This window comes from Allobosea sp. BH3, assembly GCF_025499465.1.
Lineage (GTDB): Bacteria > Pseudomonadota > Alphaproteobacteria > Rhizobiales > Beijerinckiaceae > Allobosea.
Map to the genome: position 1 here is coordinate 1 of NZ_JAIMCA010000002.1, position 22696 is coordinate 22696.

The following is a 22696-nucleotide window of genomic DNA, read 5'->3' on the forward strand; positions in this document are numbered from 1 at the left end:
GGCGAGTTCCTCGGTCGTGGCCGCGGTCTCTTCCAGCGAGGAGGCCTGCTCCTCGGTGCGCTTCGAGAGGTCGTCGGCGCCCATGTTGATCTCGCGGGCCGCGAGGCCGACATCGGCCGAGGTCGTTTGGATCGTCGAGACCGTCTCGGAGAGGCGGTCGACCGTCGCGTTGAAATCGGCGCAGAGTTTGGCGTAAGCCTCCGGCACCTGGGTCTCGATGCGATAGCGCAGATCGCCGTTCGAGAGCGCCGAAAGACCTTCGGCCAGCACCTGGACGACACGCTCGAGCTCCTGCGCCTGCTCGATCTGCCGCTTTGCCGCGGCCCGGCGCTGCTCCTCGGTCTGGCGACGGGTCTCGTTCATCAGACCGGCCTGCGCGGTGGCATCGGCCTCCAGCCTGACCTTCTCGATCGAGGCCTGGCGCAGGACATCGACGGCCTCAGCCATGGCGCCGAACTCGCTGCCGGCGCGGAAGGCCGGGACGGGCGTATCGAGATCGCCCTCGGTGAGGCGGCCGAGCGCCGCTCGCAGGGAGCCGAGAGGCTTCATCATCCGGCGCACGAGCATGAACAGCAACAGTCCGGCGATCGCCCCGATCGACAGGCCGGCGATGACGTTGCCGCTGATCATGTCGTCGATGACCGTGAGGAACTCCTCCTGCCGGATGCCGACATAGAGGATGCCGATGACGCTGTTGTCGGATTTCTGGATGATCGGCTCATAGATCGTGAAGTAGGGCACGCCGAGGATGTCGGCGGCGCCGGAATAGGTCTTCCGCTCCTTGAAGACGGCGTCATAGGCCGGCCCCTGCGCCAGCTTGGTGCCGACGGCGCGCCCTCCATCCGGCTTCTGGACATTGGTGGTGACGCGGGTGTCGCCCATGAAGACCGTCGCGGTGCCGCCGGACAGCATCTTGACCTTGTCGACGGCGGCAAAGTTGCCGTTGACGACCTCCTGGCCGAACAGGAGCTTGTCTCCGTCCAACCGTGGTTCGCCCTTCGCCTGCAGGAGGTCCCGCAGCAGGTTGATGTTGATGATCAGGCTCGTCTGGGCGCGCTCGCGCATCGCCTTGTCCGCCGCGCGAATCGATACGACGACCGAGGCCGCGACAGCGAAGCCGACGATCAGCACCGCTACGACAGCCAGACGGGTCGCGATCGGCAAACGCAAGGAAAAGTGATTTTGCATCAAAAAGCCCGTGCTGCGAGCCGGCTATCCCCCGGCGCGTAGTTGAACGATATGCGTGCCTGAACGGCACGTAGGCATAGGCAGTAGAGATCGCCTGGCAATCGAGGCCTTCGGAATCACGACCGGTAGATCATGGTCGGATCACGCTTGTTGAAGGCCGCCTTCCTGGCGAATTACCTAAACCTCTCGTAGCGCCATGAAGAAAAGCTTAACCCTGATAATATTCTGACTGGTTTGTACCATCCTGCAGGCTCAGGAAGGCACCAAGGGGCAACACCGCGGCAAGTCCTGCACAAGGGCGACACCCCATGTTGCCGATCGGCAACAACCGCGCACCGACACAGTTTCGCCACACCACGTTCACCCCGTGGCCATGGCTGGAACCTTGAACGGAGGTGCGCTGTTGCATACAGCGACAACACTCCTTCGCCGCCCGCCACCGCCCGCACTACAGAGTACCTGATGTCCCCCCGCCCCGATGTCTCCCCCCTCGCCCGACCGACGCGCCGGACGTTCGCAGCCTTGTCACCGCTCTTCCTGGCGGCCTGCGTCAGTCAGGTGCAGCAGCCCTTCGAGGTCGCCTATCAGGGCCCGCATGTCAGCGCTGAATATCTGGCGATGTATGGCGAGCGGCCGGACGAGCAGCATCCGCTGCCGGCGACGGACCTCACGGAGGTCGATCCGCAGTTCCTGCGCCGCATCGTGACCTATCCGACGCCGGAGCGGCCCGGCACGATCGTGGTCGATACCGATAACCGCTTCCTCTATCTCGTCATCGAAGGCGGGCGCGCCATCCGCTACGGCATCGGCGTCGGCAAGCAGGGCATGTCCTGGCGCGGCCGCGCGACCGTGAAGCGCAAGGCGCAATGGCCGAGCTGGACGCCGACTGCGGCGATGATCGCCCGCGAGCCGGCGCGCAACCGCCCCTGGGCCGGCGGCATGCCCGGTGGGCTGGAAAATCCGCTCGGCGCCCGCGCGCTCTATCTCTATCAGGGCGACCGCGACACCCTGTACCGCATCCACGGCACCTCTGAGCCATGGTCGATCGGCAAGTCGGTGTCGAGCGGCTGCATCCGCATGTTCAATCAGGACATCATCGACCTCTACAGCCGTGTTCCGAGTGGAACCACGGTGGTCGTGCTCAACCGCGGCACGCTCCAGGCGCCGGAGGAGGGCTTCGACGACATGCCCCCGCCGCCGGACGACATCTGACGACCGGTTTCGGTATCGGACGCCTTGATACCGTCATAAGCCGGACCCACCTCTGGAGGGCGACGCAACCGCGCCGCCTAACCAAAGGAGATGACGATGACGCCGCAGGAACGCGACGTGATCGCCGGGATTTTCGACCGCCTGAAGCAGGCGGCCAACCAGCCCCGCGACCCCGAGGCTGAGACTTTCATTGCAGAACGGCTTCGCGAGCAGCCCTACGCGCCCTATGCCATGGCGCAGACGGTCTATGTGCAGGAGCAGGCGCTCGCCAATCTTAACCAGCAGGTCGAGAGCCTGCAGGCGCAGCTGCGGGACGCCGAGGCCCGCGCCAACGCAGCGCCGCAATCGCAGGGGCAGCCGCAGAGCGGCGGGTTCCTCTCCGGTATCTTCGGTGGCGGCAGTCAGCCGCGGGCCGGCTCGGTGCCGTCCTTCCCACAACGCCCGGACGCTGCCGGAGCGTCTTCTGCCTGGAACACGCAGCCGCAGGGCCGCCCCATGCAGGCGCAGGCCCAGCCGATGCAGGAATCGGCACCGCCCGGCCCGTGGAGCAACCAGCTGCAGCAGCGCGCCGGCGGCGGTTTCATGGCCAGCGCACTGACCACGGCCGCAGGCGTGGCGGGCGGCATGGTGGTCGGCAACATGCTGATGAACGCGTTCAAGGGCGAGTCCGGCACGGCACAGGCTGCTCAGGCCGCGTCAAGCCCGAGCCTCGCAGACAGCGTCACGGCCGAGAACGCCAAGGCGCAGCCTGCCAGCGACACGTCCGCCAGCGACGCATCCAACGACAGCTCGCCCAACCAGGCCGATTACCAGCAGGCGAGCCATGACGACGCCAGCTACGAGGACGATCCGGGTTTCGACGACGACGCCGGCGGCGACGACGACAGCTGGGTCTGAGCCCTCGCGGACCATGATGAGCCCGCCTCGAAAGAGGCGGGCTTTTTTTGCGCGGCGGCCTTTCCTTTGAAGGAGCGGATCCATAGATTGGAATTATTCTAATCTATGGATCGCCCATGAAACGTTTCGACGAGCTCGGCGAAGCCGAAATCCTCGCGCTGGCCGTAGCCAGCGAGGAAGAGGATGCGCGCATCTACCTCTCCTTCGCCCAGCGGCTGCGGGCGAATTATCCGCATTCGGCCCAGATGTTCGAGCAGATGGCCGGCGAGGAGCAGGGCCATCGCCATAGCCTGCTGAACCTCTACGAAAGACGCTTCGGCAAGGAGCTGCCACTCATCACGCGGCAGGACGTGAAGGGCTTCCTCAAGCGCAACCCGGTCTGGCTTCACGAGGATCTGCAGCTGGACACGGCGCGCAAGCACGCAACGCTGATGGAGCTCGAGGCCAGCCGCTTCTATGCGAGTGCCGCCGAGCGGGCGACCGACACGAGCACGCGCAAGCTGCTTGCCGATCTCGCCGAGGCGGAGCGCGGCCATGAGAGCATGGCAGAGAGGCTCGGCGAAGAGCTGAGGACCTCAGGCGCCGCCGATGAGGAAGAGGAGACGCGCAAGCGGCTCTTCGTGCTGCAGATCGTCCAGCCCACGCTGGCAGGACTGATCGACGGCTCGGTCTCGACGCTCGCGCCGATCTTCGCCGCGGCCTTCGCGACGCATGATTCCTGGAACGCCTTCGTCGTCGGCCTCGCGGCCTCGATCGGAGCGGGCATCAGCATGGGGCTGACCGAGGCGCTGTCGGACGATGGCGTGGTGACGGGGCGCGGCCATCCATGGGTGCGCGGGGCCGCCTGCGGCATCGCCACGACCATCGGCGGGCTCGGTCACACCCTGCCCTATCTGATCCCGGATTTCTGGCTGGCCACCGCCATCGCCGGCTTCATCGTCGCCTGCGAGCTCGTCGTCATCGCCTGGGTGCGCTGGCGCTATATGGAGACGCCCTTCGGCTCGGCGATCGTGCAGATCGTCATCGGCGGCCTGCTCGTGCTGGCCGTCGGCGTGCTGATCGGCAGTTCCTGACGGCGCGTCAGATCACCAGAACCTTCGCGCCGACGCGGACGCGCCCGTAGAGGTCGGTGACATCGTCATTGGTCATGCGGATGCAGCCGGAAGAGACGGCCTGGCCGATGGTGTTCGGCTCGTTGGTGCCGTGGATGCGGTAGAGCGTCGAGCCGAGATACATGGCGCGAGCGCCCATCGGATTGTCGGGCCCGCCCTCCATGAAGCGCGGCAGGTCCGGCCGGCGCTTGAGCATCTCGGCTGGCGGAGTCCAGCTCGGCCATTCGGCCTTACGGCTCACCGTCTTCATGCCGGCCCAGGAGAAACCCGGCCGACCAACGCCGATGCCGTATCGCAGCGCCTTGCCGCCCGGCTGCACCAGGAAGAGGAAACGCTGCGGCGTATCGATGATGATCGTGCCCGGCTTGTGCGGGCCGTCATAGGCGACTTCCTGCTTGAGGAAACGCGGATCGACGATGTGCTGGATGCCCTGGCGCGGTGCCGCCGGCTCGCCGAGCGCGGCCATGCGCCGGCCGGCGTTCTGCTGGCGCGCAGCCTCGAACGGGTCGGCATCGGCCCCGGCAGCAGCGCCCACCCGCTGGCCATAAGCGTATCCGCCCGGCCGATTATAGACCGCCCCGCCCCGCGGCGACGGATCCCGGCCGGTCATCAGCATCTCGATGAAGCCGCCGCCATAGTTCGGGCGGCCGCGGGACGCGGCCATTGGATCGTTCGGCGCAGCATAGCCATAGCCCTGCGCAAGGGCAGGGCCGGCAAGGGTCAGGCTGCCCGCAACGGCCAGCACGGGAAGGAAGATCGCTCGACGCATGACGCAACTCTTTCGACATCGACTGCCGAAAACCCTGGCCGGCGCCCTGCAACGAATGGTGAATCGTCGAGGTTTCGGAACGGAATCCGCGGCTTTCGAGGCGAATTCGCGGGATTAACCTTAGCGGCCCGTCAAGCGACAGGATGAAGGAAGCGTTGCCGGGCACCCCGTCAGACTCATGGCGCCAATGCGATGCCGCCCCTTCTGCGGAGCGTCGGCATGTCGGAAAGCTGCTCGAAGTGGATACATGCAAACGAGCCGATGCCGGACGATCTCTCCTTCTATCTCGTCGGCTGGGCGACGACGCTGCTGATCGCCATCGGCAAGAGCGCCTTCGGCGGCGGGCTCGCGATCCTCGGCATTCCCCTGCTGGCGACGGTGACCACGCCGCAGAACGGGGCGATCATGGTGGCGCTACTGGTTTCGCTGATGGACCTGATGGCGCTGCAGCGCTTCGGCCGCGAGAGCTGGTCGAAGCCGGACCTCACCTGGATCCTGCCCGGCCTCGTTGCCGGCATCGGCGTCGGCTACCTCGTCTTCGTGCGGATCGATCCGCGCCTCGTCACGCTGATCATCGGCGTCGTCACGCTGCTTTTCACCGCTCACTGGTTCCTGAGGGGGCGCCTCGCTCCGCCAGGGACGCGGCCTGTCTCACCGGGGCTGGCGCTAGCGGCGGGCGCGGCCTCCGGCTTCACCACCTTCGTCGCCCATGCCGGCGGGCCGCCGGTCGCGATGTATTTGCTGGCGCGCGGCCTGCCGAAGACCATGCTCGTCGGCACCACCATCGCGATCTTCACGCTCGGCAACTGGTTGAAGCTGCCGCCCTACATCGCGCTCGGCCTGCAGCACCGGGAGGCGCTCTGGGGGGCGCTCGTGCTCGCGCCTGCCGTGCCACTCGGCATCTGGCTCGGCCGGATCGTGCATGACCGCCTCGACCAGAAGACGCTGTTCTTCTGGTGTTATGTGCTGCTCGCCCTCGCCGCGGCGAAGCTCACTATCGATGCCGGGCTTTCGCTCCTGTCGTGACCGTATGGGCTGCGCCCTGCCACCGCGGCATTGGTGCGATGCCTCAAGTCCGTCTGTACGGCCGCCGCTTTTCACCCTAGAGCCTGCCGCCATGACCGCCCTTCCGCCGATCCGCCCAGCCTCCGACGCCGATTCCGAGCCGCTCGCCGCTCTCATCGCTGCGAGCTTCGCCGAATATGAGAACTGCCATTTCGTCTGGGAGGAATTCCCGGAGCTGAGGCAGCCGGCGACCGCCTTCGCGGCCAAGGGCGGCAAGCTCTGGATCGCGGACAGGCCGGAGGGCGGTATCGCGGGCTCGCTGGCTGCGACGCCGCTGCCCGAGCAGAACGCGGTCGAGCTCACCAAGGTCTATGTCGACCCGGCCTTCCGTGGCGCAGGGCTGGCGCAGGCGCTCTTCGCCGAGGCGCTGGCTTTCGCGGAAGCCGGCGGCTTCGCCGAAATGATGCTCTGGTCGGATACGCGCTTCGCGCGCGGCCACCGCTTCTACGAGAAGCTCGGCTTCCGCCGCTGGCCGGGCGAGCGCTATCTCGCCGATGTCTCCGAGACCTGGGAATACCATTTCCGCAAGCCCCTGCTCCGCAGCACCCCGCCCGCCACGCCATGACCTGGTCCGTCGCGCTGCGCGCCGCGCTGGGCATCGCCCTGCTCACCGGGATGGATGCGGTGATCAAGGGGCAGATGCACCAGCATCCGTTCCTGCTGGCGCTGTTCATGCGCTTCCTGATGGGCGGGATCTGCGCGCTGATCGTGCTGGCGATCGTGCGGCCGGCGCGGCCGACGCGGGAGAGCCTCGTCGGCAATCTGGCGCGCATTCCGCTGGTCGTGATGACGGCCGGGAGCTTCTTCTATTCGATCTCGGTTCTTCCTCTCGCGGAAGCGCTGACGCTGTCCTTCCTCGCCCCGGTCTTCGTCGCCCTGCTGGGCGGCGTGCTGCTGAAGGAGCGGATCGACGGGCGCATCCTGCAGGCGCTGGCCTTCGGGCTCGCCGGCATGCTCGTCATGGTCTGGCCGCGGTTGCAGGGCCATGTCAGCGGTGCGGGGCTCGGCGTCGCGGCCGCGCTGTTCGCCGCCGTGAGCTACGCCTTCAACCTGATCCTGCTGCGGCGCATCGCGACCCGCGAGCACCCGTCGGTGATCGTCGCCTTCCAGAACATCGGACCGGCGCTGTGCCTCGCCATCCCGGCCGCCTACTATTTCGTGCCGATGGGGCTTTCCGACCTCGCCATCTACCTCGCGGCCGGCGTCCTCGGCGTCGCGGGCCATCTCACCCTGACCTCGGCCTATGCGAAGGCTGCTGCCGCGCGGCTGGCGGCCATCGAATACACGGCGCTGATCTGGGCGAGCCTGCTCGGCTTCTTCTTCTTCGGGGAGGTGCCGCTCTACACAACCTATGCCGGCGCGGTCCTGATCGTGGCGGGGGCCGTGGCGGTCAGCCGGCGGTAGGGCTCAGCGCCGCCGTCATTCTCGGGCGAAGAGAAGCGTAGACGCGGGAATCCCAGGCCGAAAAGGCGCGGGAGCCTCTCTCGTCACGAGATGCTCGGGTCAAGCCCGAGCATGACGGAGACCTCACGTCCCCATCTTCTTCGCGGGGAAGACCAGGCAGGTCTCGGTGCCGTGGGCGAGGAGCTTTCCCTGCCCGTCGACAAGCCGGCCCTCCGAGGTGATGACGGAGCCGCCGCGATGGATCAGCCGGCCCTCGCAGCGCACCGTCCCAGTGTCCGGCATGACGGGCCGGACGTAGTTCAGCTTCATCTCCAGCGTGGTGTAGCCCTCGCCCGGCTTCAGCGTGGAATGCGCCGCGCAGGCCATGGCGGAATCGAGGATCGTCGCGGTCCAACCGCCATGGATCGTGCCGAGCGGGTTGAAGAAGCGCGCGGATGGCCGGCCGGTGAAGACGACGCGGCCCTCCTCGGCCTCGACCAGATCGAAATCCATCGCCTCGGCAAAGGGCGGCGCTGGCTGCGTGCCGTCGATGATGCCGCGCAGGAAGCTCAAGCCATCGCCTGCGACGAGAGCCTCGCGTGACACCACTCCGAACATGCGATCCATTTCCTGCCCTCAATCGTGTATCTGCACGATATGAGTTGGCCGGCACTTTCGTCAATGGTGGCCGGAGCCGGCTTGAGGGAGGTGTGTGCCGAACCGGCTCAGCGCGGCTCGCGCGCCGCCCGGCGCAGCGCCTTCAGCCCGTCGCGGGTTTCGCGCCAGCGCTCTGAGCCGAAGCCACCCTCGATCTTGTCCTGCGCCGCACGCCAATACGGGATCGCGGCCTCGATCGCCGCCCTGCCCTTTTCCGTCACGGCGTAGACCGAGGCCCGGCCCCGGCATTCGACGGGTTCGACCATGCCATCGGCCGCGAGCAGCTGGAGGTTGCGCGTCAGGGAGGTGCGCTCCAATGCGAAGCGCTCCGCCAGCTCCGTGACCGACTTCCAATGGCCGGTGCTCAGCGCCGACAGCAGGACGAACTGGGTGATCTTCAGCCCGCTCGGGCGCATCGCCTCGTCATAGGCGCGGGTCACGGCGCGGGCCGTCATCCGCACATGCAGCGCGACGCAGGAACGGGCGATGTCGTCGAGGCGAGGATCCGGCACAGGTGTCGTCATTCGGCCATCTTAGCGTGCTCTAGCCGCGCTGGCAGCAAGCCCGTGGGCTGCTGCGACATCGCTGCCGCCGGCGTTCACTTTAACGCTTGAGACTTTCTTGACTCTCCGCAGCCTCGCGCCTATCTCCCCGCCATCTGTTAGCACTCCCATCGCGTGACTGCTAACAGCCTCCCCCCGGGGCCCATCAGCGGCGCCCGAACCGAATGTGACCGAGAGGAAGACAGAACCATGAAGTTCCGTCCTTTGCATGACCGCGTCGTGGTCCGCCGCCTGGATGGCGAAGAAAAGACCAAGGGTGGCATCATCATCCCCGAGACCGCCAAGGAAAAGCCCCAGGAGGGCGAAATCGTCGCCGTCGGCCCCGGCGCGCGTGACGAGGCCGGCAAGCTCGTTGCCCTCGACGTCAAGAAGGGCGACCGCGTCCTGTTCGGCAAGTGGTCGGGCACCGAAGTCAAGATCGACGGCCAGGATCTCCTGATCATGAAGGAATCCGACATCATGGGCGTCGTCGGCTGATAACCGCCTGACCGCTCTCTTCCGTTTCCCTTTCAAGGAGTTGCTCTCATGGCAGCCAAAGACGTCAAGTTCTCCTCCGACGCCCGCGACAAGATGCTGCGCGGCGTGGACATCCTCGCCAACGCCGTGAAGGTCACGCTGGGTCCGAAGGGCCGCAACGTCGTGATCGAGAAGTCCTTCGGCGCCCCGCGCATCACCAAGGACGGCGTCACCGTCGCCAAGGAGATCGAGCTCGCCGACAAGTTCGAGAACATGGGCGCCCAGATGGTCCGCGAAGTCGCGTCCCGTCAGAACGACCATGCCGGCGACGGCACCACCACCGCCACGGTTCTCGCCCAGGCGATCGTCCGTGAAGGCGCCAAGTCGGTTGCGGCCGGCATGAACCCGATGGACCTGAAGCGCGGCATCGATCTGGCCGTCGAGGCCATCGTCGCCGACCTCAAGAAGAACTCCAAGAAGGTCACGTCCAACGCGGAAGTCGCGCAGGTCGGCACCATCTCGGCGAACGGCGACGAGTCGGTCGGCAAGATGATCTCGACCGCCATGCAGAAGGTCGGCAACGAGGGTGTCATCACCGTCGAGGAAGCCAAGACCGCCGAGACCGAGCTCGACGTCGTCGAGGGCATGCAGTTCGACCGCGGCTACCTGTCGCCGTACTTCATCACCAACTCCGAGAAGATGATCGCGGAGCTCGACGACCCCTACGTCCTGATCTTCGAGAAGAAGCTGTCCTCGCTCCAGGCGATGCTGCCGATCCTCGAGGCCGTCGTCCAGACCGGCAAGCCGCTGCTCATCATCGCCGAGGACGTCGAGGGCGAGGCTCTCGCCACGCTCGTCGTCAACAAGCTCCGTGGCGGCCTGAAGGTCGCGGCCGTCAAGGCTCCGGGCTTCGGTGATCGCCGCAAGGCCATGCTCGAGGACATCTCGATCCTGACCGCCGGCCAGATGATCTCGGAAGACCTCGGCATCAAGCTCGAGACCGTGACGCTCAACATGCTCGGCCGCGCCAAGAAGGTGCGCATCGAGAAGGAGAACACCACGATCATCGACGGCGCCGGCAAGAAGAAGGACATCGAGGCCCGCGTCGGTCAGATCAAGGCGCAGATCGAGGAGACCACCTCGGACTACGACCGTGAGAAGCTCCAGGAGCGCCTGGCCAAGCTCGCCGGCGGCGTCGCGGTCATCCGCGTCGGCGGCGCGACCGAGGTCGAGGTCAAGGAGAAGAAGGACCGCGTTGACGATGCCCTGAACGCCACCCGCGCTGCGGTGGAAGAAGGCATCCTGCCGGGCGGTGGCGTTGCTCTCCTGCGCGCTCTGGCTTCGGTCAAGTCGATCAAGACCCAGAACGACGACCAGAAGACCGGCGTCGAGATCGTCCGCAAGGCGATCGCCGCTCCGGCCAAGCAGATCGTCGAGAACGCCGGCGATGACGGCGCGGTCGTGGTCGGCAAGCTGCTCGAGTCGAAGGACTACTCCTGGGGCTACAACGCCCAGACCGGCGAGTACGGCGATCTGGTCAAGGCCGGCATCATCGACCCGACCAAGGTCGTGCGCACGGCGATCCAGGACGCGGCTTCGATCGCGGGCCTGCTGATCACCACCGAGGCGATGATCGCCGAGGCGCCGAAGAAGGACGCCCCGATGCCCCCGATGGGCGGCGGCGGCATGGGCGGCATGGACTTCTGATCCACGCTTCCAAGCACTCCCAGGGAAGGCCCGGCGCAAGCCGGGCCTTTTCTTTTCGGCAGCCCCCGCTCCCTCTGCCTCCCTGTCGCAGCCCTCCGCCGCCTCTCCGGCAGATGACAATTCGCTCATCTTGCCGCGTTGCCATTGAATGGTCGCATCCTCTGCGACATGGTCCGAATCTGCAGGGCCGTCCGGCCCGGATCAGCCTCGTCCAGGAACTCCCCGATGCGCCCACTGAGTTTCGCCGTCGCCGCGCTCGCCCTATTGGCGCTCGTCATCGGCCAGCAGATCGGGAATGCAGGCGCGGTCGGGATGGGCGTCATCGGCCTGATCCTCGCCTTCGTGACCTTGCGGGCGCCGACGCTGGCCTTCTTCCTGCGCATCTTCTGCGCCGTCTTCGCCGTTGAATACGTCATCTTCGGCGGTTGCGCGCTGCTGGGCCTGACCGGCTATTGGCCGACGGGGACCGGCATCCCGCCCTTCCCGACAAGTCTGCCGACGACGGTCGGCGTGTTCAGCATCCTCGTCTACGCGATCTCGTTTGTGCCGGCGATTGCGCGCATCGCCCGGCTGGCCTCGCCCTATTTCGAGTCGGATCAGATCGCTACCGCAAACCTCTGGCCGATCGGCCCCTTCAACATCCGGCTCGGCACGTTGGCCGTCTCGCTCTTCGTCTTCCTGATCATCCTGAACCAGACCCAGGTCGGCATCACGCTGCGGCTCTCCTTCTTCAACCGCGACATGTACGACGCGCTGCAGAACAAGGATGCGGCGGCCTTCTGGTATCAGCTATTCTGGGTGTTCTGCCTGTGGGCAGGCATCTGGGTGGTTTCGAACCTGATCGAGATGTTCGCCAACTACACGCTGCTGATCCGTTGGCGCCGCTTCATGGCGGAGGAATACAACGCCCGCTGGCTCGGCCGCGGCGTGCATTACCGCATTGCGCTCGCTGGCACGGTCGACAACCCCGACCAGCGCATCGCGGAAGACACGCGTTCCTTCGTCAACTCGACCTATGGCTTCGCGCTGCCGCTGCTGACGCAGGTTTCGACCCTCGTCTCGTTCTCGATCATCCTCTGGAACATCAACGTCGCCTTCACCCTGCCGGGCACGGCCATCGCCATCCCCGGCTACATCTTCTGGGTCGCGTTCATCTACGCAGTGGTGGCGACCTGGCTGACCCATCTCATCGGCCGGCCGCTGATCCCGCTCGAGTTCGAGCAGGAAAGGCGCGAGGCGAATTTCCGCTTCTCGCTGGCCCGCCTGCGTGAGTATTCCGAGCAGATCGCGCTGATGTCGGGCGAGCGGACCGAGCGCGCCCATCTCTCGGGGCGCTTCGGCGAGATCGTCGAGAACTTCTACCGGCTGGTCTGGCGCCGGCTGAAGCTCACCACCTTCACCCTGTCCTACAACCAGGTCAGCGTGGTGCTGCCCTATATCATTCTTGCTCCGTACTATTTTGCGGGCACGATCACGCTCGGCGTGATGATGCAGGTGGCCGGCGCCTTCGACCGTGTTCAGACGGCGCTCTCCTTCATCATCAACAGCTACTCCTCGATCGCCTCCTATCTTGCCTCGATCGCCCGCCTGACGAGCTTCGAGCACGAGATCGAGCAGGCGCGCGATGATGCCGCCGATGCGACGCTGCTGCGCCTGAAGGGCGCGGCCGACGACGTGACACTGTCCGACACGACGCTGAAGCTGCCGAACGGCCAGCCGATCGTCCGCGTCGGCGGGCTCGACTTCGGCAAGGCGCGCTCGACGCTGCTGGTCGGCCCCTCCGGCTCGGGCAAGTCGACGCTGTTCCGGGCCATCGCCGGGATCTGGCCCTTCGGCGACGGCAAGGTCGGCATTCCCGCGGATGCCCAGATCATGCTGCTGCCGCAGCGCCCCTACCTGCCGCAGGGCTCGCTGCGCGCGGCACTGGCCTATCCCTCGGAAGGCGAGGACTATTCGGAGGAGGCGATCCGCGAGGCGATGGGCAAGGTCCGGCTCGGCCATCTCGCAGACCGGCTCGACGAGGTCGATCTCTGGGGGCAGCGCCTCTCGGGCGGCGAGCAACAGCGGCTGGCGGTCGCGCGCGCGCTGCTGGCGAAGCCGGACTGGCTCTTCCTCGACGAGGCCACCGCCTCGCTGGACGAGAAGCTCGAGATCGAGATCTACGACGCGATCGCGCGGGAACTGCCGCAGACCCGCATCGTCTCGATCGGCCATCGCTCGGCCCTGCGCGGCATGCACGAGGCCATCGTCACGATGGAATCCAACGCGGACGGCACCTTCACGCCGACCCAGACAGAAAAAGCGCCGGCTGCCTGAGGCAGCCGGCGCAACAATCGGGGCCGTCATTCTCGGGCGAAGCGTGGCTTCGACCCGAGAAACTCATGACGAGAAGGCGCTGGTTGAAAAGAGGCTCGGGTCAAGCCCGAGCATGAGGCCGGTTGGCCGCGCTCAGAGCGAGCGGCTCAGCGTCACCTCGCCCGAGGCTCCCTTGAGCAGGAGCCGGCCGTTGACGAGGTCCCATTTGTTGGTCGCGCGCAGCGCCATCAGGAAGGCGCGCTCGAACTCCTGAGCGCCCTTGTCGCAGGCGCGCTTGGTCACCGCGATGGGGCCGACCGCCAGCCCCTGCTGACGCAGCGGATAGGCCGAGGCCGAGAAGGTGTTGCAGCCGCCGAAGCCGGTGCCGCGCAAATTCTGGTCGATCAGCAACGTGGCGCGCCGGTCGTAAACCGGCTTGCCGTTGAACTGAACCACGCTCCAGCTCGCGCCGAGAGGGAATGTCTTTTCCTGCTGCGCCGCCGGAATCTCGACCTTCTGCTCGCCGAGCTCGCTGCGGGTCGGCATCTTCTGGCGCTGCGCCGCTGCTTCATTCGGAATCAGCATCGGCACAGCCAGGGCAACAAGGACGGCCGCGAGGCCAAGGCATCGTGTCATGGTGCGTCTTACCTGCGTTCAGTCGCCTGCATTCATTCGCGCGGCTGCGGAGCCGCCAATTGCCGGACGGTAAACGCCTATAGCATCGGACCGAAAAGTGGAATCCACTTTTCCGAAGAATCCAATGCGACAACCATCAGGTCGATCACCGTTATCGCGTCCTGTCGGACGCGCGGCGGTCTAATGGTCAATTGGTCCGGGATCAAGGCTGAATCGCGGCCGGCGCCGTCATTCCGCTGCGGACAACGCCTGCTCAGATGCGGGCGTTGAGCCGCTCCAGCAGCCGGTTCGAGCGGCGGAAGACATAGGCCGGGGCGCTGACGGTGACATCGTTCGCGCCGAGCGTGTCCAGCTGCTCGACCAGGGCAAAGACCGCCTTGTCCGGGCAATGCAGCGTCAGCGGTGCGCCGGGCGCGGGCGCCCCGAAGGGCAGGCGCGTGCCGAACGCCCGCTCCAGCGCCACGAGCGTCTCGGGCGAAAGCTCCAGCAGGGCGCGCACCTCGCGCAACGTCCGGCCCTCCTCCTCCGCGGCGATGCGGGAGAGGATGGTCTTCGCAGCCGCGCGGGCGCGTTCGCCCCAGTTGGCGCGCATCGAGGCGACGAGATTGGCCTCCGAGGCCAGCATCACGCCATCGTCCAGCACCTTCAGCGCATTGGCGGCCAGCGTCGCGCCGGTCGTGGTGATGTCGACCACGATCTCGGCCGTGCCGGCGGCGGGCGCGCCTTCCGTGGCGCCCAGGCTTTCGACGATGCGATAGTCGGCGAGGCCGTGCTCGGCGAAGAAGCGGCGGGTCAGGTTGACGTATTTCGTCGCGACGCGGAGCTTGCGGCCATGGCGGGCGCGCATCGTCGAGGCGACATCGTCGAGATCGGCCATGTTGCGCACGTCGATCCAGGCCTGCGGCACCGCGACGACGACATTGGCGTGGCCGAAACCGAGCGGGGTGAGCATCTCCACCGCCGCATCGGCATCGGAGAGCTGCTCGCGCACCAGATCCTCGCCGGTGATGCCGATATGGGCGGCGCCCGAGGCGATCTGAGCGACGATCTCGGAGGCCGAGAGGAATGCGACCTCCGCCCCCTCGACGCCGGCGATGGCGCCGCGATAGTCGCGCTCCCCGCGCGACTTCACGAATTTCAGGCCGGCGCGGCCGAAGAAGGCAGTGGCATTCTCCTGCAACCTTCCCTTGGAAGGAACTGCGAGAACGAGGGGCGCGTCGTTGCCGGATGGCTGGCTCATGCCGCGTCTCCCGTCAGGCGGTCGAGCCAGAGCGAGGCGCCGACGGCCGGGATCTGCCGGGCCGCGCCGAGGCGCCCGAGCACGTTATCGTAGCGCCCGCCGCCGGCGACCGGCTTGCCGTCGCTGCGCGCGCCATCGTGAAGCTCGAAGATGAAGCCGGTGTAGTAGTCGAGATTGCGGGCGAAGCCGGCCGAGAAGCGGATCGCGCCGACATCGACGCCGCGCGCGGCGAGGAAGCCGGTGCGCTCGTCGAAGGCGTCGAGCTCGCGGCCGAGGTCCAGCGAAGCCTGTCCGGCCAGCGCCCTGAGCGCAGCGGAAGCCGCATCGGGATCGCCCGAGACGGCGAGCACCCGCCCGAGCAGCGCCTTGACCTCGCCATTGACCGGGTTCTCGCGCTCGGCGGCCCGCGCCAGGAAGCGCTCGGCGATGTCGCCGGCGGAGCGCCCGCCCACGGTCGAGATGCCGGCGATGGAAAGGATGTCCTCGACGAAGGCGCGCGCGGCCTTGGGGTCCTGCCCCTCCAGCGCCTTGAGCAGCCCGGCATGGGCCGCCTCGCCCTCTGCCGATGGCGGATCGAGCGCGTCGACAGCGTCCACTCCCTTGCCCTGCACGATGGCGCGCACAAGGCGCCGGCGCGCGCCCTGCGGCACGCTCAGCCCGTCGAGCAGCGCGCCGAGCAGCGCGACATCGCCCATCAGGATGCGCGGCTCCTTCAGGCCGAGCGCGGCCGTGGCCTCGATGGTGAGCGCGATGATCTCGGCGTCGGCAGCGGTTGAGTCCTCGCGGCCGAAGGATTCGAGGCCCGCTTGCAGAAACTCGCCCGGCTCGCCGGCGCGCATGCGGAAGACGGGGCCTGCATAGGCGTAGGCCGCCGGCTCGGTCGAGCCCGAGGCAATGTGATCGAGCGCGACGGGGATGGTGTATTCGGGGCGCAGGCACCAGTCGCGCCCATCGGCATCCTGCGTCATGAAGATGCGGCGGCGGATGTCCTCGCCCGAGAGATCGAGGAAGACATCGGCGGGCTGCAGGATGGCAGGCTCCGCATGCGCATAGCCCTCGCCCGCGAGGAGCGCGATCACGGTCTCGATGCTGGCACGGCTGGCGGGCACGGCTCGTCCTGTCCTGTTGCGAGCGCCGTCCTAGCAGCCGCGCCGGGGATTTTCGAGGGATTTGAATGAAATGGGTGAATGGGATTTTGAGGGCGGCAGAGCGTCATGCTCGGGCCTGACCCGAGCATCTCGTGACGATGGAGGCTCCCTCGCCTCCTCCGGTCCGAGATTCGCGGCTCTCCGCTACGCTTCGGCCGAGAACGACGGCGGGTGGATATCCTCGAAGAGGTCCCGCCAGTTTGGATTGTCCTTCTCGACCATTTCGATCTTCCAGTCGCGAGACCAACGCTTGATGCTCGTTTCGCGTTGGATGGCGAGTTCGATGTGATCGAACGTCTCGAACCAGACCAGCTTGTCGAGATTATACCGGGCGGTGAAGGAACGGCCGACGCCGAGCTTGTGCTCGCTGACACGTCGAACCAGATCAGCTGTGACACCCAAATACAACGTACCGCGCGGCTTATTCGTCATCAGATAGACGAAGGAAGGCTCGAGGTTCACGTCATTCTCAGGCGGAGCGAAGCGTAGACCCGAGAATCTCCTGCAAGAGATGCTCGGGTCAAGCCCGAGCATGACGCGCGTCCGTCACGAATGCCGTCCCAACACCTTCTTCACCCCATCGACCAGCTCCGCCACCGGCACGGCGAACTGCGCTTCGGCCTGCTTGGCCTTGTGCTCGGCGGAGTCCTTCACGTCGCGGCTGGCGGCGGCCAGCTCGGCACCGAGGATCAGGTCCTTGATGACGACCGTGCCGGCCTCGCGCTCCGAGGAGCCCTGGATCACCGCGCAGACCGCGCCGCGCCGGTCGGCATATTTCATCTGGGCGTTGAAGCCGGAGGCGCCGAGATAGAGGTCGGCGCGCAGCAGCGGCTTGCCGTCTTCGTCCTTCGCCTGGCGCAGCGCGGACACCATCGCCTGATAGCCCGGCATGAACTCCGGCGACTTGTTGTCCATGGCGGTCACGACGACGAGCGGCAGCTCGTTGCGGCTATCGACGATTGGCGACTTCACTGCCTTCAGCGCCGAATAGAGCCGAGAGACACCGATGGAGAAGCCCGCCGCCGGCACGGGCTCGGGCCGGAAGCGGCCGACGAGGCCATCGTAACGCCCACCGCCCGCGACCGAGCCGAAGCGCACGATTTGACCTTGATCATTCGGGACCTCGAAGGTCAGCTCCACCTCGTAGACAGGGCCGGTGTAGTATTCGAGGCCGCGCACGACAGAGGAATCGAGCGCGATCCGGTTCGTACCGTACCCTGCCGTCCGGCATAGTTCAGCAAGTAGACGGAGCTCTCCGACTCCTTCTTGTCCGACCGGACTGCTGCCTACAGCCCGTTCCCAATCGCTCAGAACACCTTCAAGGTCGCCGAAATCCTCGTCGAGCTGGACATTAATGTAATTGAGAATGACATCAGCTTGCTTCGCAGACAGACCGGCGCCCTTTGTAAAGTCGCCACTCTCATCCTTTCGGCCCTCTGCTAGCAGCTTGCGAATCTCTTCAACCGAGAACTTGTCGGCCTTGTCGATCGCCCGCAGCACCGTCAGCCGGCGCCCGGCATTCTCCTCACCGCCCAGCCCAATGGCCTCCATCACGCCGTCGAGCACCTTGCGGTTGTTGACCTTCACGACATAGTCGCCGCGCTTGATGCCCAGCTTCTCCATCGTGTCGGCGGCGAGCATGCAGATCTCGGCATCGGCTGCGACGCTGCCCGCGCCGACGATATCGGCGTCGAACTGCATGAACTGGCGGAAGCGGCCCGGGCCGGGCTTCTCGTTGCGGAAGACGTAACCCGCGCGATAGCTGCGATAAGGCTTCGGCAGCGCGTCGAAATTCTCCGCGACGTAGCGGGCGAGCGGCGCCGTCAGGTCGTAGCGCAGCGAAAGCCACTGCTCGTCATCGTCCTGGAAGGAGAAAACCCCCTCGTTCGGCCGGTCCTGATCGGGCAGGAACTTGCCGAGTGCGTCGGTGTATTCGACGAAGGGCGTCTCGACCGGCTCGAAGCCGTAGACCGAGAAGCTCTCGCGGATGACGGCGAGCATGCGCTCGGTGGCGGCGACATCGGCCGGGCCGCGATCGACGAAACCGCGCGGCTGGCGGGCTTTCAGCTTGGAGGCGGGCTTTTCGGCGGACATGGCGTGCGGAACTCGGAAAGCGGGCAAGCGTACCCGGAAATGGCTGAGTGGCGGGTTAGACCGTACGGGCGCGAGGGGCAAGCCGCCGCGCGTCATTCTCGGGCGGAGCGCAGCGCAGACCCGAGAATCTCGTGACGAGATGGCACCGGAGCCTCCTCCGGCAGGAAATGCTCGGGTCAAGCCCGAGCATGACGCGCGCTCTTGGCTACTCGGCGGCCGCGAGCACCGTGGCCCTCAACGGCCGATCCTCGATCCCCGCCCGCGCCAGCTTCTCCGGCAGCGGACCACCGGTCGCCCAGTCGAGAAGTTCTGCCGTATGGACCACCGGCGTCGTTGCGCCCTTGTCCGAAAAGCCCTTCGCGAGCTGGGTCATGCAGCCGATATTGCCGGTCGCGACCAGCATCGGCTTCGTGCGCTCGATATTGCCGATCTTGCGCTCGCGCAGCTTCCCCGCGATCTCGGGCTGGAGGATATTGTAGACGCCGGCCGAGCCGCAGCAGATGTGCCCCTCCGGCACTTCCTTCACCTTGAAACCGGCGCCGGACAGAAGCCGCTTCGGCCCGTCCTTGAGCTGCTGGCCGTGCTGCATCGAGCAGGCGGAGTGATAGGCGATGGGCATGGCGACGTCGCGAACGACGCCGAGCTCCAGCGTCTCGAGGAACTCGGTGACATCCTTCGCGAGCGCGGAGACCTTCGCCGCCTTCTCGGCATAGGCGGGCTCGTTGCGGAACATGAAGCCGTAATCCTTGATCGTCGTGCCGCAGCCCGAGGCCGTGATCAGGATGGCGTCCAGCCCCTCGCCGTCGACCTCCGCCATCCAGGCGTCGATGTTGCGGCGCGCGAAGGCGTGAGCGTCGTGCTCCTGCCCCATATGGTGGACCAGCGCGCCGCAGCAGCCCTCGCCCTTCGGCAGCACGACCTCGACGCCATGGCGGTTCAGCAGGCGGATAGTGGCTTCGTTGATCGCCGGGTCGAGCACCGGCTGGGCGCAGCCCGAGAGCAGTGCGACGCGCTTCACCCGTGCGGCCGGCGGCGGGAAGCTCTGCGGGCCCTCCATCGTCGAGCGCGTGGGCAGCCGCGCGGGCGCCAGCGCCAGCATCGCCTTCAGCCGCTGGCCAATGACCGGGACGAGGCCGGCGAGCGGCGCGAAGGGCTTGCCCAGAAGGGCTACGAGCATCGCGGCGCGGAAGCGGCCGGGATAGGGCAGGATCGCCGCCAGCACCTTGCGCAGCAGCCTGTCATGCCAGGAGCGCTCATAGGTTTCCTCGATATGGGCGCGGGCGTGGTCGACAAGGTGCATGTAGTGCACGCCCGAGGGGCAGGTCGACATGCAGGAGAGGCAGGAGAGGCAGCGATCGACATGCTTCACCACCTCGGCGGTGGCGGGCTTGCCGTTTTCCAGCATGTCCTTGATCAGGTAGATGCGCCCACGCGGAGAATCGAGCTCGTCGCCGAGCAGCAGATAGGTCGGGCAGGTCGCGGTGCAAAAGCCGCAATGGACGCAGCTGCGCAGGATCTTCTCCGAGGCCGGCATGCGCGGATCGGAGGCGAGGCGTTCGGGCGTGAAGTTCGTCTGCATCGTTCAATCACACGCCTGCGTACATCCGGCCGGGCTCGAAGATGCCGTCGGGATCGAAGCTTTTCTTGATGCCGACTGTGACCCGCATCAACGGCTCGGCCAGCGGCTGGAACACATCGACGGCTGCGCGCACGGCATCGGGCGCTCGCACCAGCGTAGCATGGCCGCCAAACCGGTGGAGCGCCCCGCGGATCGCGGCGGCACCGGCATCATCCTCGGGTGGAACCGCGAGCCAGACCAGCCCGCCGCCCCAATCATAGAACCAGCGCGCGCCCGGCAGGCCGCGGGCGATTGTCGCGATAGCCTTGGGGCCGTTCGTCGGCGCGAGCGAGAGGCGCCAGACGGCCTCGTCCGTGCCCGCGAAGAAGGCGGCGTCGCGGACAAGGCTCCAGAGTTCCGAGGGCATCTCGCCTTCGAGCCGGTCCGGCACGCCGAACTCGCCCAGCAGCAGGGAGAGTTCGGCGGCGCGATACTCGATCGAGTCGGAGAAATTCTCCAGCCGCAACAAGGTGCGCGCCTGATCGCCGGCGAGACCCGCGGGCAGATGCGCGGCGGCCATCGGCTCGAAGGGCGAGCCCAGCGCCTTCGACAGCAGCGCGACGCCCTGTTCGTCGGAAAGGCCGCTCCATTGCAGGGTGACGAGGCGTTCCGGCCGCGGCAGCACCCGGAAGGTGACCTCGGTCAGGAATCCGAGCGTGCCGTGGCTGCCGGAGACGAGCTTCACCAGGTCGAGCCCCGTGACGTTCTTCATCACGCGCCCGCCGGATTTGATCATCTCGCCGCGGCCGTTGACGAGGCGGATGCCGATCAGGGAGTCGCGAGCGGCCCCGGCATTGATGCGGCGCGGGCCGGAGATGTTGCAGGCGGCGACGGCGCCGATGGTCGGCTCACCCTCGCTGCCGAAGAGGGCGCGATGGTCCATCGGCTCGAAAGGCAGCATCTGGCCGCGCTCGGCGAGCGTCTCCTGCACCAGGGCCAGCGGCGTGCCGGCGCGGGCGGCGATGACCATCTCGGCCGGTTCGTAGAGGGTGATGCCGGTCAGCCCCGCGCTCGATATCGTGCTCGCGGCCTGCGCGGGGCGGCCGAGCCCCGTCCGGGTACCGCCGCCGCGGATGGAGAGGGGCGTCGAGCTGTCGACGACGGATTTCACGACGGCACAGGCCTGCGCCTCGGTGGTGGGGGTGTGGATGGTCACGCCGCCACCCGCCCTTCAAGCGGGAAGACCTTGGCCGGATTGAGCAGCCAGCGCTCGTCGAACACAGCCCTCACGCGCATCTGCTGGGCGAGGTCCTCGGGGTTGAACTGGTAGGTCATCAGGTCGCGCTTCTCGATGCCGACGCCGTGCTCGCCGGTCAGGCAGCCGCCGACCTCGACGCAGAGTTTGAGAATGTCCATGCCCGCGTCCTCCGCCTTCTGCGCCTCCACGGGATCGTTGCAGTTGTAGAGGATCAGCGGATGCAGATTGCCGTCGCCGGCGTGGAAGACGTTGGCGACGCGAAGCCCGTAGCCCTTCACGATTTCATCCATGCGCTTGAGCACATAAGGCAGCTGGCCGGTCGGGATCGTGCCGTCCATGCAGATATAGTCCGCGATGCGGCCGGTGGCTCCGAAGGCGGATTTGCGGCCCTTCCAGATCGCAGCCGCCTCCATCGCGGATTTCGATTCCTTGACGGTAGTGACGCCGTGCTCGCGAGCGATGGCGACGATGCGGGCGAGCTGGGCGTCCATCTCCTCGTCCGAGCCCTCGACCTCGATGATCAGCAGCGCCTCGACATCCATCGGATAGCCGGCCTTGGCGAAGGCCTCGCAGATCTCGATGGCGGGCTTGTCCATGAATTCCATCGCGACCGGGATAATTCCCGCACCGATGATGGCGGCAACCGCCGAGCCCGCCTGCTCGCTGGTCGGAAAGCCGAAGAGCACGGGACGCGCGCCCTCGGCCATGCGCAGAATGCGAACCGTCGCCTCGGTGATGATGCCGAGCTGTCCTTCCGAGCCGTTGATCAGGCCGAGCAGGTCGTAACCGGGGGAATCGAGATGGCTGCCGCCGATCTCGACGACACTGCCGTCGAGCATCACCATCTTCACGCCCAGCACATTGTTGGTGGTGACGCCGTATTTCAGGCAATGCGCCCCGCCGGAGTTCATGCCGATATTGCCGCCGATCGAGCAAGCGAGCTGCGAGGACGGGTCCGGCGCGTAAAAGAAGCCCTCGGCCGAGACCGCACCCGTAACGGCGAGATTGGTGACGCCGGCCTGCACCTTCGCGATGCGGTTAGCGTAGTCGATCTCGATGATGCGGTTCATCTTCGAGACGCCGATGACGATGGCATCCTCCTGCGGGATGGCTCCGCCCGCGAGCGAGGTGCCGGAGCCGCGCGGGACGACCGGCACGCCCTGCGCGCGGCAATAGCGCAGCACGGCAGCGACCTCCTCGGTGGTCGAGGGCAGCACGACCGCCAGCGGCATGCGGCGATAGGCCGTCAGCGCGTCGGTCTCGTAGGGCCGGCGTTCGTCATCGCTGGTGATCAGCGCGTTCGGCGCGACGAGGCCGGACAAGCCCGCGATGATCTCGTCGCGGCGGGCAAGGATGCCGGCATCCGGCGCCGGAAAAGCGATGGCGGACATGGCTGTTCCCTCCCGTCGATCACATCGTCATTGCCGGAAAGCTAGACCAATTCCAACCCGCTTGCAG

General features: G+C 66.8%; 21 protein-coding genes. 9 read left to right on the forward strand and 12 right to left on the reverse strand.

Going from position 1 to position 22696, the window contains the following annotated elements; genetic code table 11:
- On the reverse strand, nt 1–1170 hold a 1170-nt coding region (locus BoBH3_RS24485; RefSeq protein ID WP_316045084.1), incomplete at its 3' end, for a methyl-accepting chemotaxis protein.
- A 480-nt stretch (nt 1171–1650) separates the two neighbouring features.
- On the opposite strand from BoBH3_RS24485, the gene BoBH3_RS05035 reads away from it, so the two are divergent.
- The 3 genes from BoBH3_RS05035 to mbfA all read left to right on the forward strand — a co-directional run bounded on the left by BoBH3_RS05035 (nt 1651) and on the right by mbfA (nt 4370).
- Entirely contained in the window at nt 1651–2400 is a 750-nt protein-coding gene (locus tag BoBH3_RS05035) for a L,D-transpeptidase (RefSeq protein ID WP_262329689.1), read from the forward strand.
- 96 nt (nt 2401–2496) lie between these two features.
- Entirely contained in the window at nt 2497–3297 is an 801-nt protein-coding gene (locus tag BoBH3_RS05040) for a DUF2076 domain-containing protein (RefSeq protein WP_262329690.1), read from the forward strand.
- A gap of 116 nt (nt 3298–3413) precedes the next feature.
- Entirely contained in the window at nt 3414–4370 is a 957-nt protein-coding gene (gene mbfA, locus BoBH3_RS05045; protein ID WP_262329691.1) for an iron exporter MbfA, read from the forward strand.
- Nucleotides 4371–4377: 7 nt separating this feature from the next.
- On the opposite strand, the gene BoBH3_RS05050 is transcribed toward mbfA, so the two are convergent.
- Nucleotides 4378–5178 carry a L,D-transpeptidase gene (locus BoBH3_RS05050; RefSeq protein WP_262329692.1) on the reverse strand — a complete coding sequence of 267 codons (801 nt, stop codon included), beginning with the start codon at nt 5176–5178 and terminating at the stop codon, nt 4378–4380.
- Nucleotides 5179–5397: 219 nt separating this feature from the next.
- Here BoBH3_RS05050 and BoBH3_RS05055 point away from each other — a divergent pair, with 219 nt between their 5' ends.
- From BoBH3_RS05055 to BoBH3_RS05065, 3 genes are all read left to right on the forward strand, one after another.
- Nucleotides 5398–6204: a sulfite exporter TauE/SafE family protein gene (locus BoBH3_RS05055; RefSeq protein WP_262329693.1), complete on the forward strand. Its 807-nt coding sequence runs from the start codon at nt 5398–5400 to the stop codon at nt 6202–6204.
- A gap of 91 nt (nt 6205–6295) precedes the next feature.
- On the forward strand, nt 6296–6808 hold the full coding sequence (locus BoBH3_RS05060; RefSeq protein WP_262329694.1) for a GNAT family N-acetyltransferase: 513 nt from the start codon (nt 6296–6298) through the stop codon (nt 6806–6808).
- On the forward strand, nt 6805–7647 hold the full coding sequence (locus BoBH3_RS05065) for a DMT family transporter (protein WP_262329695.1): 843 nt from the start codon (nt 6805–6807) through the stop codon (nt 7645–7647). Before BoBH3_RS05060 ends, BoBH3_RS05065 begins: the two co-directional genes overlap by 4 nt.
- A 123-nt stretch (nt 7648–7770) precedes the next feature.
- Here BoBH3_RS05065 and BoBH3_RS05070 read toward each other — a convergent pair whose 3' ends face one another.
- Together BoBH3_RS05070 and BoBH3_RS05075 are read right to left on the reverse strand one after the other, a co-directional pair.
- A complete protein-coding gene (locus BoBH3_RS05070; protein ID WP_262329696.1) occupies nt 7771–8244 on the reverse strand; it encodes a PaaI family thioesterase in 474 nt (157 codons plus the stop codon).
- 107 nt (nt 8245–8351) lie between these two features.
- Nucleotides 8352–8807, reverse strand: a complete 456-nt coding sequence (locus BoBH3_RS05075; RefSeq protein ID WP_262329697.1) for a MarR family winged helix-turn-helix transcriptional regulator — start codon at nt 8805–8807, stop codon at nt 8352–8354.
- Between the two features lie 228 nt (nt 8808–9035).
- Here BoBH3_RS05075 and groES point away from each other — a divergent pair, with 228 nt between their 5' ends.
- The 3 genes from groES to BoBH3_RS05090 all read left to right on the forward strand — a co-directional run bounded on the left by groES (nt 9036) and on the right by BoBH3_RS05090 (nt 13325).
- Entirely contained in the window at nt 9036–9323 is a 288-nt protein-coding gene (gene groES / locus BoBH3_RS05080; RefSeq protein WP_262329698.1) for a co-chaperone GroES, read from the forward strand.
- Between the two features lie 48 nt (nt 9324–9371).
- Entirely contained in the window at nt 9372–11009 is a 1638-nt protein-coding gene (gene groL, locus BoBH3_RS05085; protein ID WP_262329699.1) for a chaperonin GroEL, read from the forward strand.
- 225 nt (nt 11010–11234) lie between these two features.
- Nucleotides 11235–13325: an ABC transporter ATP-binding protein/permease gene (locus tag BoBH3_RS05090; RefSeq protein WP_316045085.1), complete on the forward strand. Its 2091-nt coding sequence runs from the start codon at nt 11235–11237 to the stop codon at nt 13323–13325.
- Between the two features lie 132 nt (nt 13326–13457).
- Here the strand turns inward: BoBH3_RS05090 and BoBH3_RS05095 are convergent, their stop codons facing one another.
- The 8 genes from BoBH3_RS05095 to BoBH3_RS05130 form a co-directional block, all read right to left on the reverse strand.
- On the reverse strand, nt 13458–13889 hold the full coding sequence (locus tag BoBH3_RS05095; RefSeq protein WP_262329700.1) for an META domain-containing protein: 432 nt from the start codon (nt 13887–13889) through the stop codon (nt 13458–13460).
- A gap of 304 nt (nt 13890–14193) precedes the next feature.
- Nucleotides 14194–15180 carry an ATP phosphoribosyltransferase gene (hisG, locus tag BoBH3_RS05100; RefSeq protein WP_262329701.1) on the reverse strand — a complete coding sequence of 329 codons (987 nt, stop codon included), beginning with the start codon at nt 15178–15180 and terminating at the stop codon, nt 14194–14196.
- A complete protein-coding gene (locus BoBH3_RS05105; RefSeq protein ID WP_262329702.1) occupies nt 15177–16289 on the reverse strand; it encodes an ATP phosphoribosyltransferase regulatory subunit in 1113 nt (370 codons plus the stop codon). Before BoBH3_RS05105 ends, hisG begins: the two co-directional genes overlap by 4 nt.
- 183 nt (nt 16290–16472) lie before the next feature.
- Nucleotides 16473–16790, reverse strand: a complete 318-nt coding sequence (locus BoBH3_RS05110) for a GIY-YIG nuclease family protein (RefSeq protein ID WP_316045086.1) — start codon at nt 16788–16790, stop codon at nt 16473–16475.
- Between the two features lie 84 nt (nt 16791–16874).
- Entirely contained in the window at nt 16875–18422 is a 1548-nt protein-coding gene (gene hisS, locus BoBH3_RS05115) for a histidine--tRNA ligase (RefSeq protein WP_262329703.1), read from the reverse strand.
- Nucleotides 18423–18627: 205 nt separating this feature from the next.
- Nucleotides 18628–20001 (reverse strand): glycolate oxidase subunit GlcF, encoded by a 1374-nt coding sequence (glcF, locus tag BoBH3_RS05120; RefSeq protein ID WP_262329704.1) that lies wholly within the window; start codon nt 19999–20001, stop codon nt 18628–18630.
- A gap of 7 nt (nt 20002–20008) precedes the next feature.
- The gene (glcE, locus tag BoBH3_RS05125; RefSeq protein ID WP_262329705.1) at nt 20009–21196 is read right to left on the reverse strand and encodes a glycolate oxidase subunit GlcE; all 1188 of its coding nucleotides are present in this window, start codon (nt 21194–21196) and stop codon (nt 20009–20011) included.
- Nucleotides 21193–22629 (reverse strand): FAD-linked oxidase C-terminal domain-containing protein, encoded by a 1437-nt coding sequence (locus tag BoBH3_RS05130; protein WP_262329706.1) that lies wholly within the window; start codon nt 22627–22629, stop codon nt 21193–21195. The genes glcE and BoBH3_RS05130 overlap by 4 nt, the downstream gene beginning before the upstream one ends.
- Nucleotides 22630–22696: the final 67 nt, after the last annotated feature.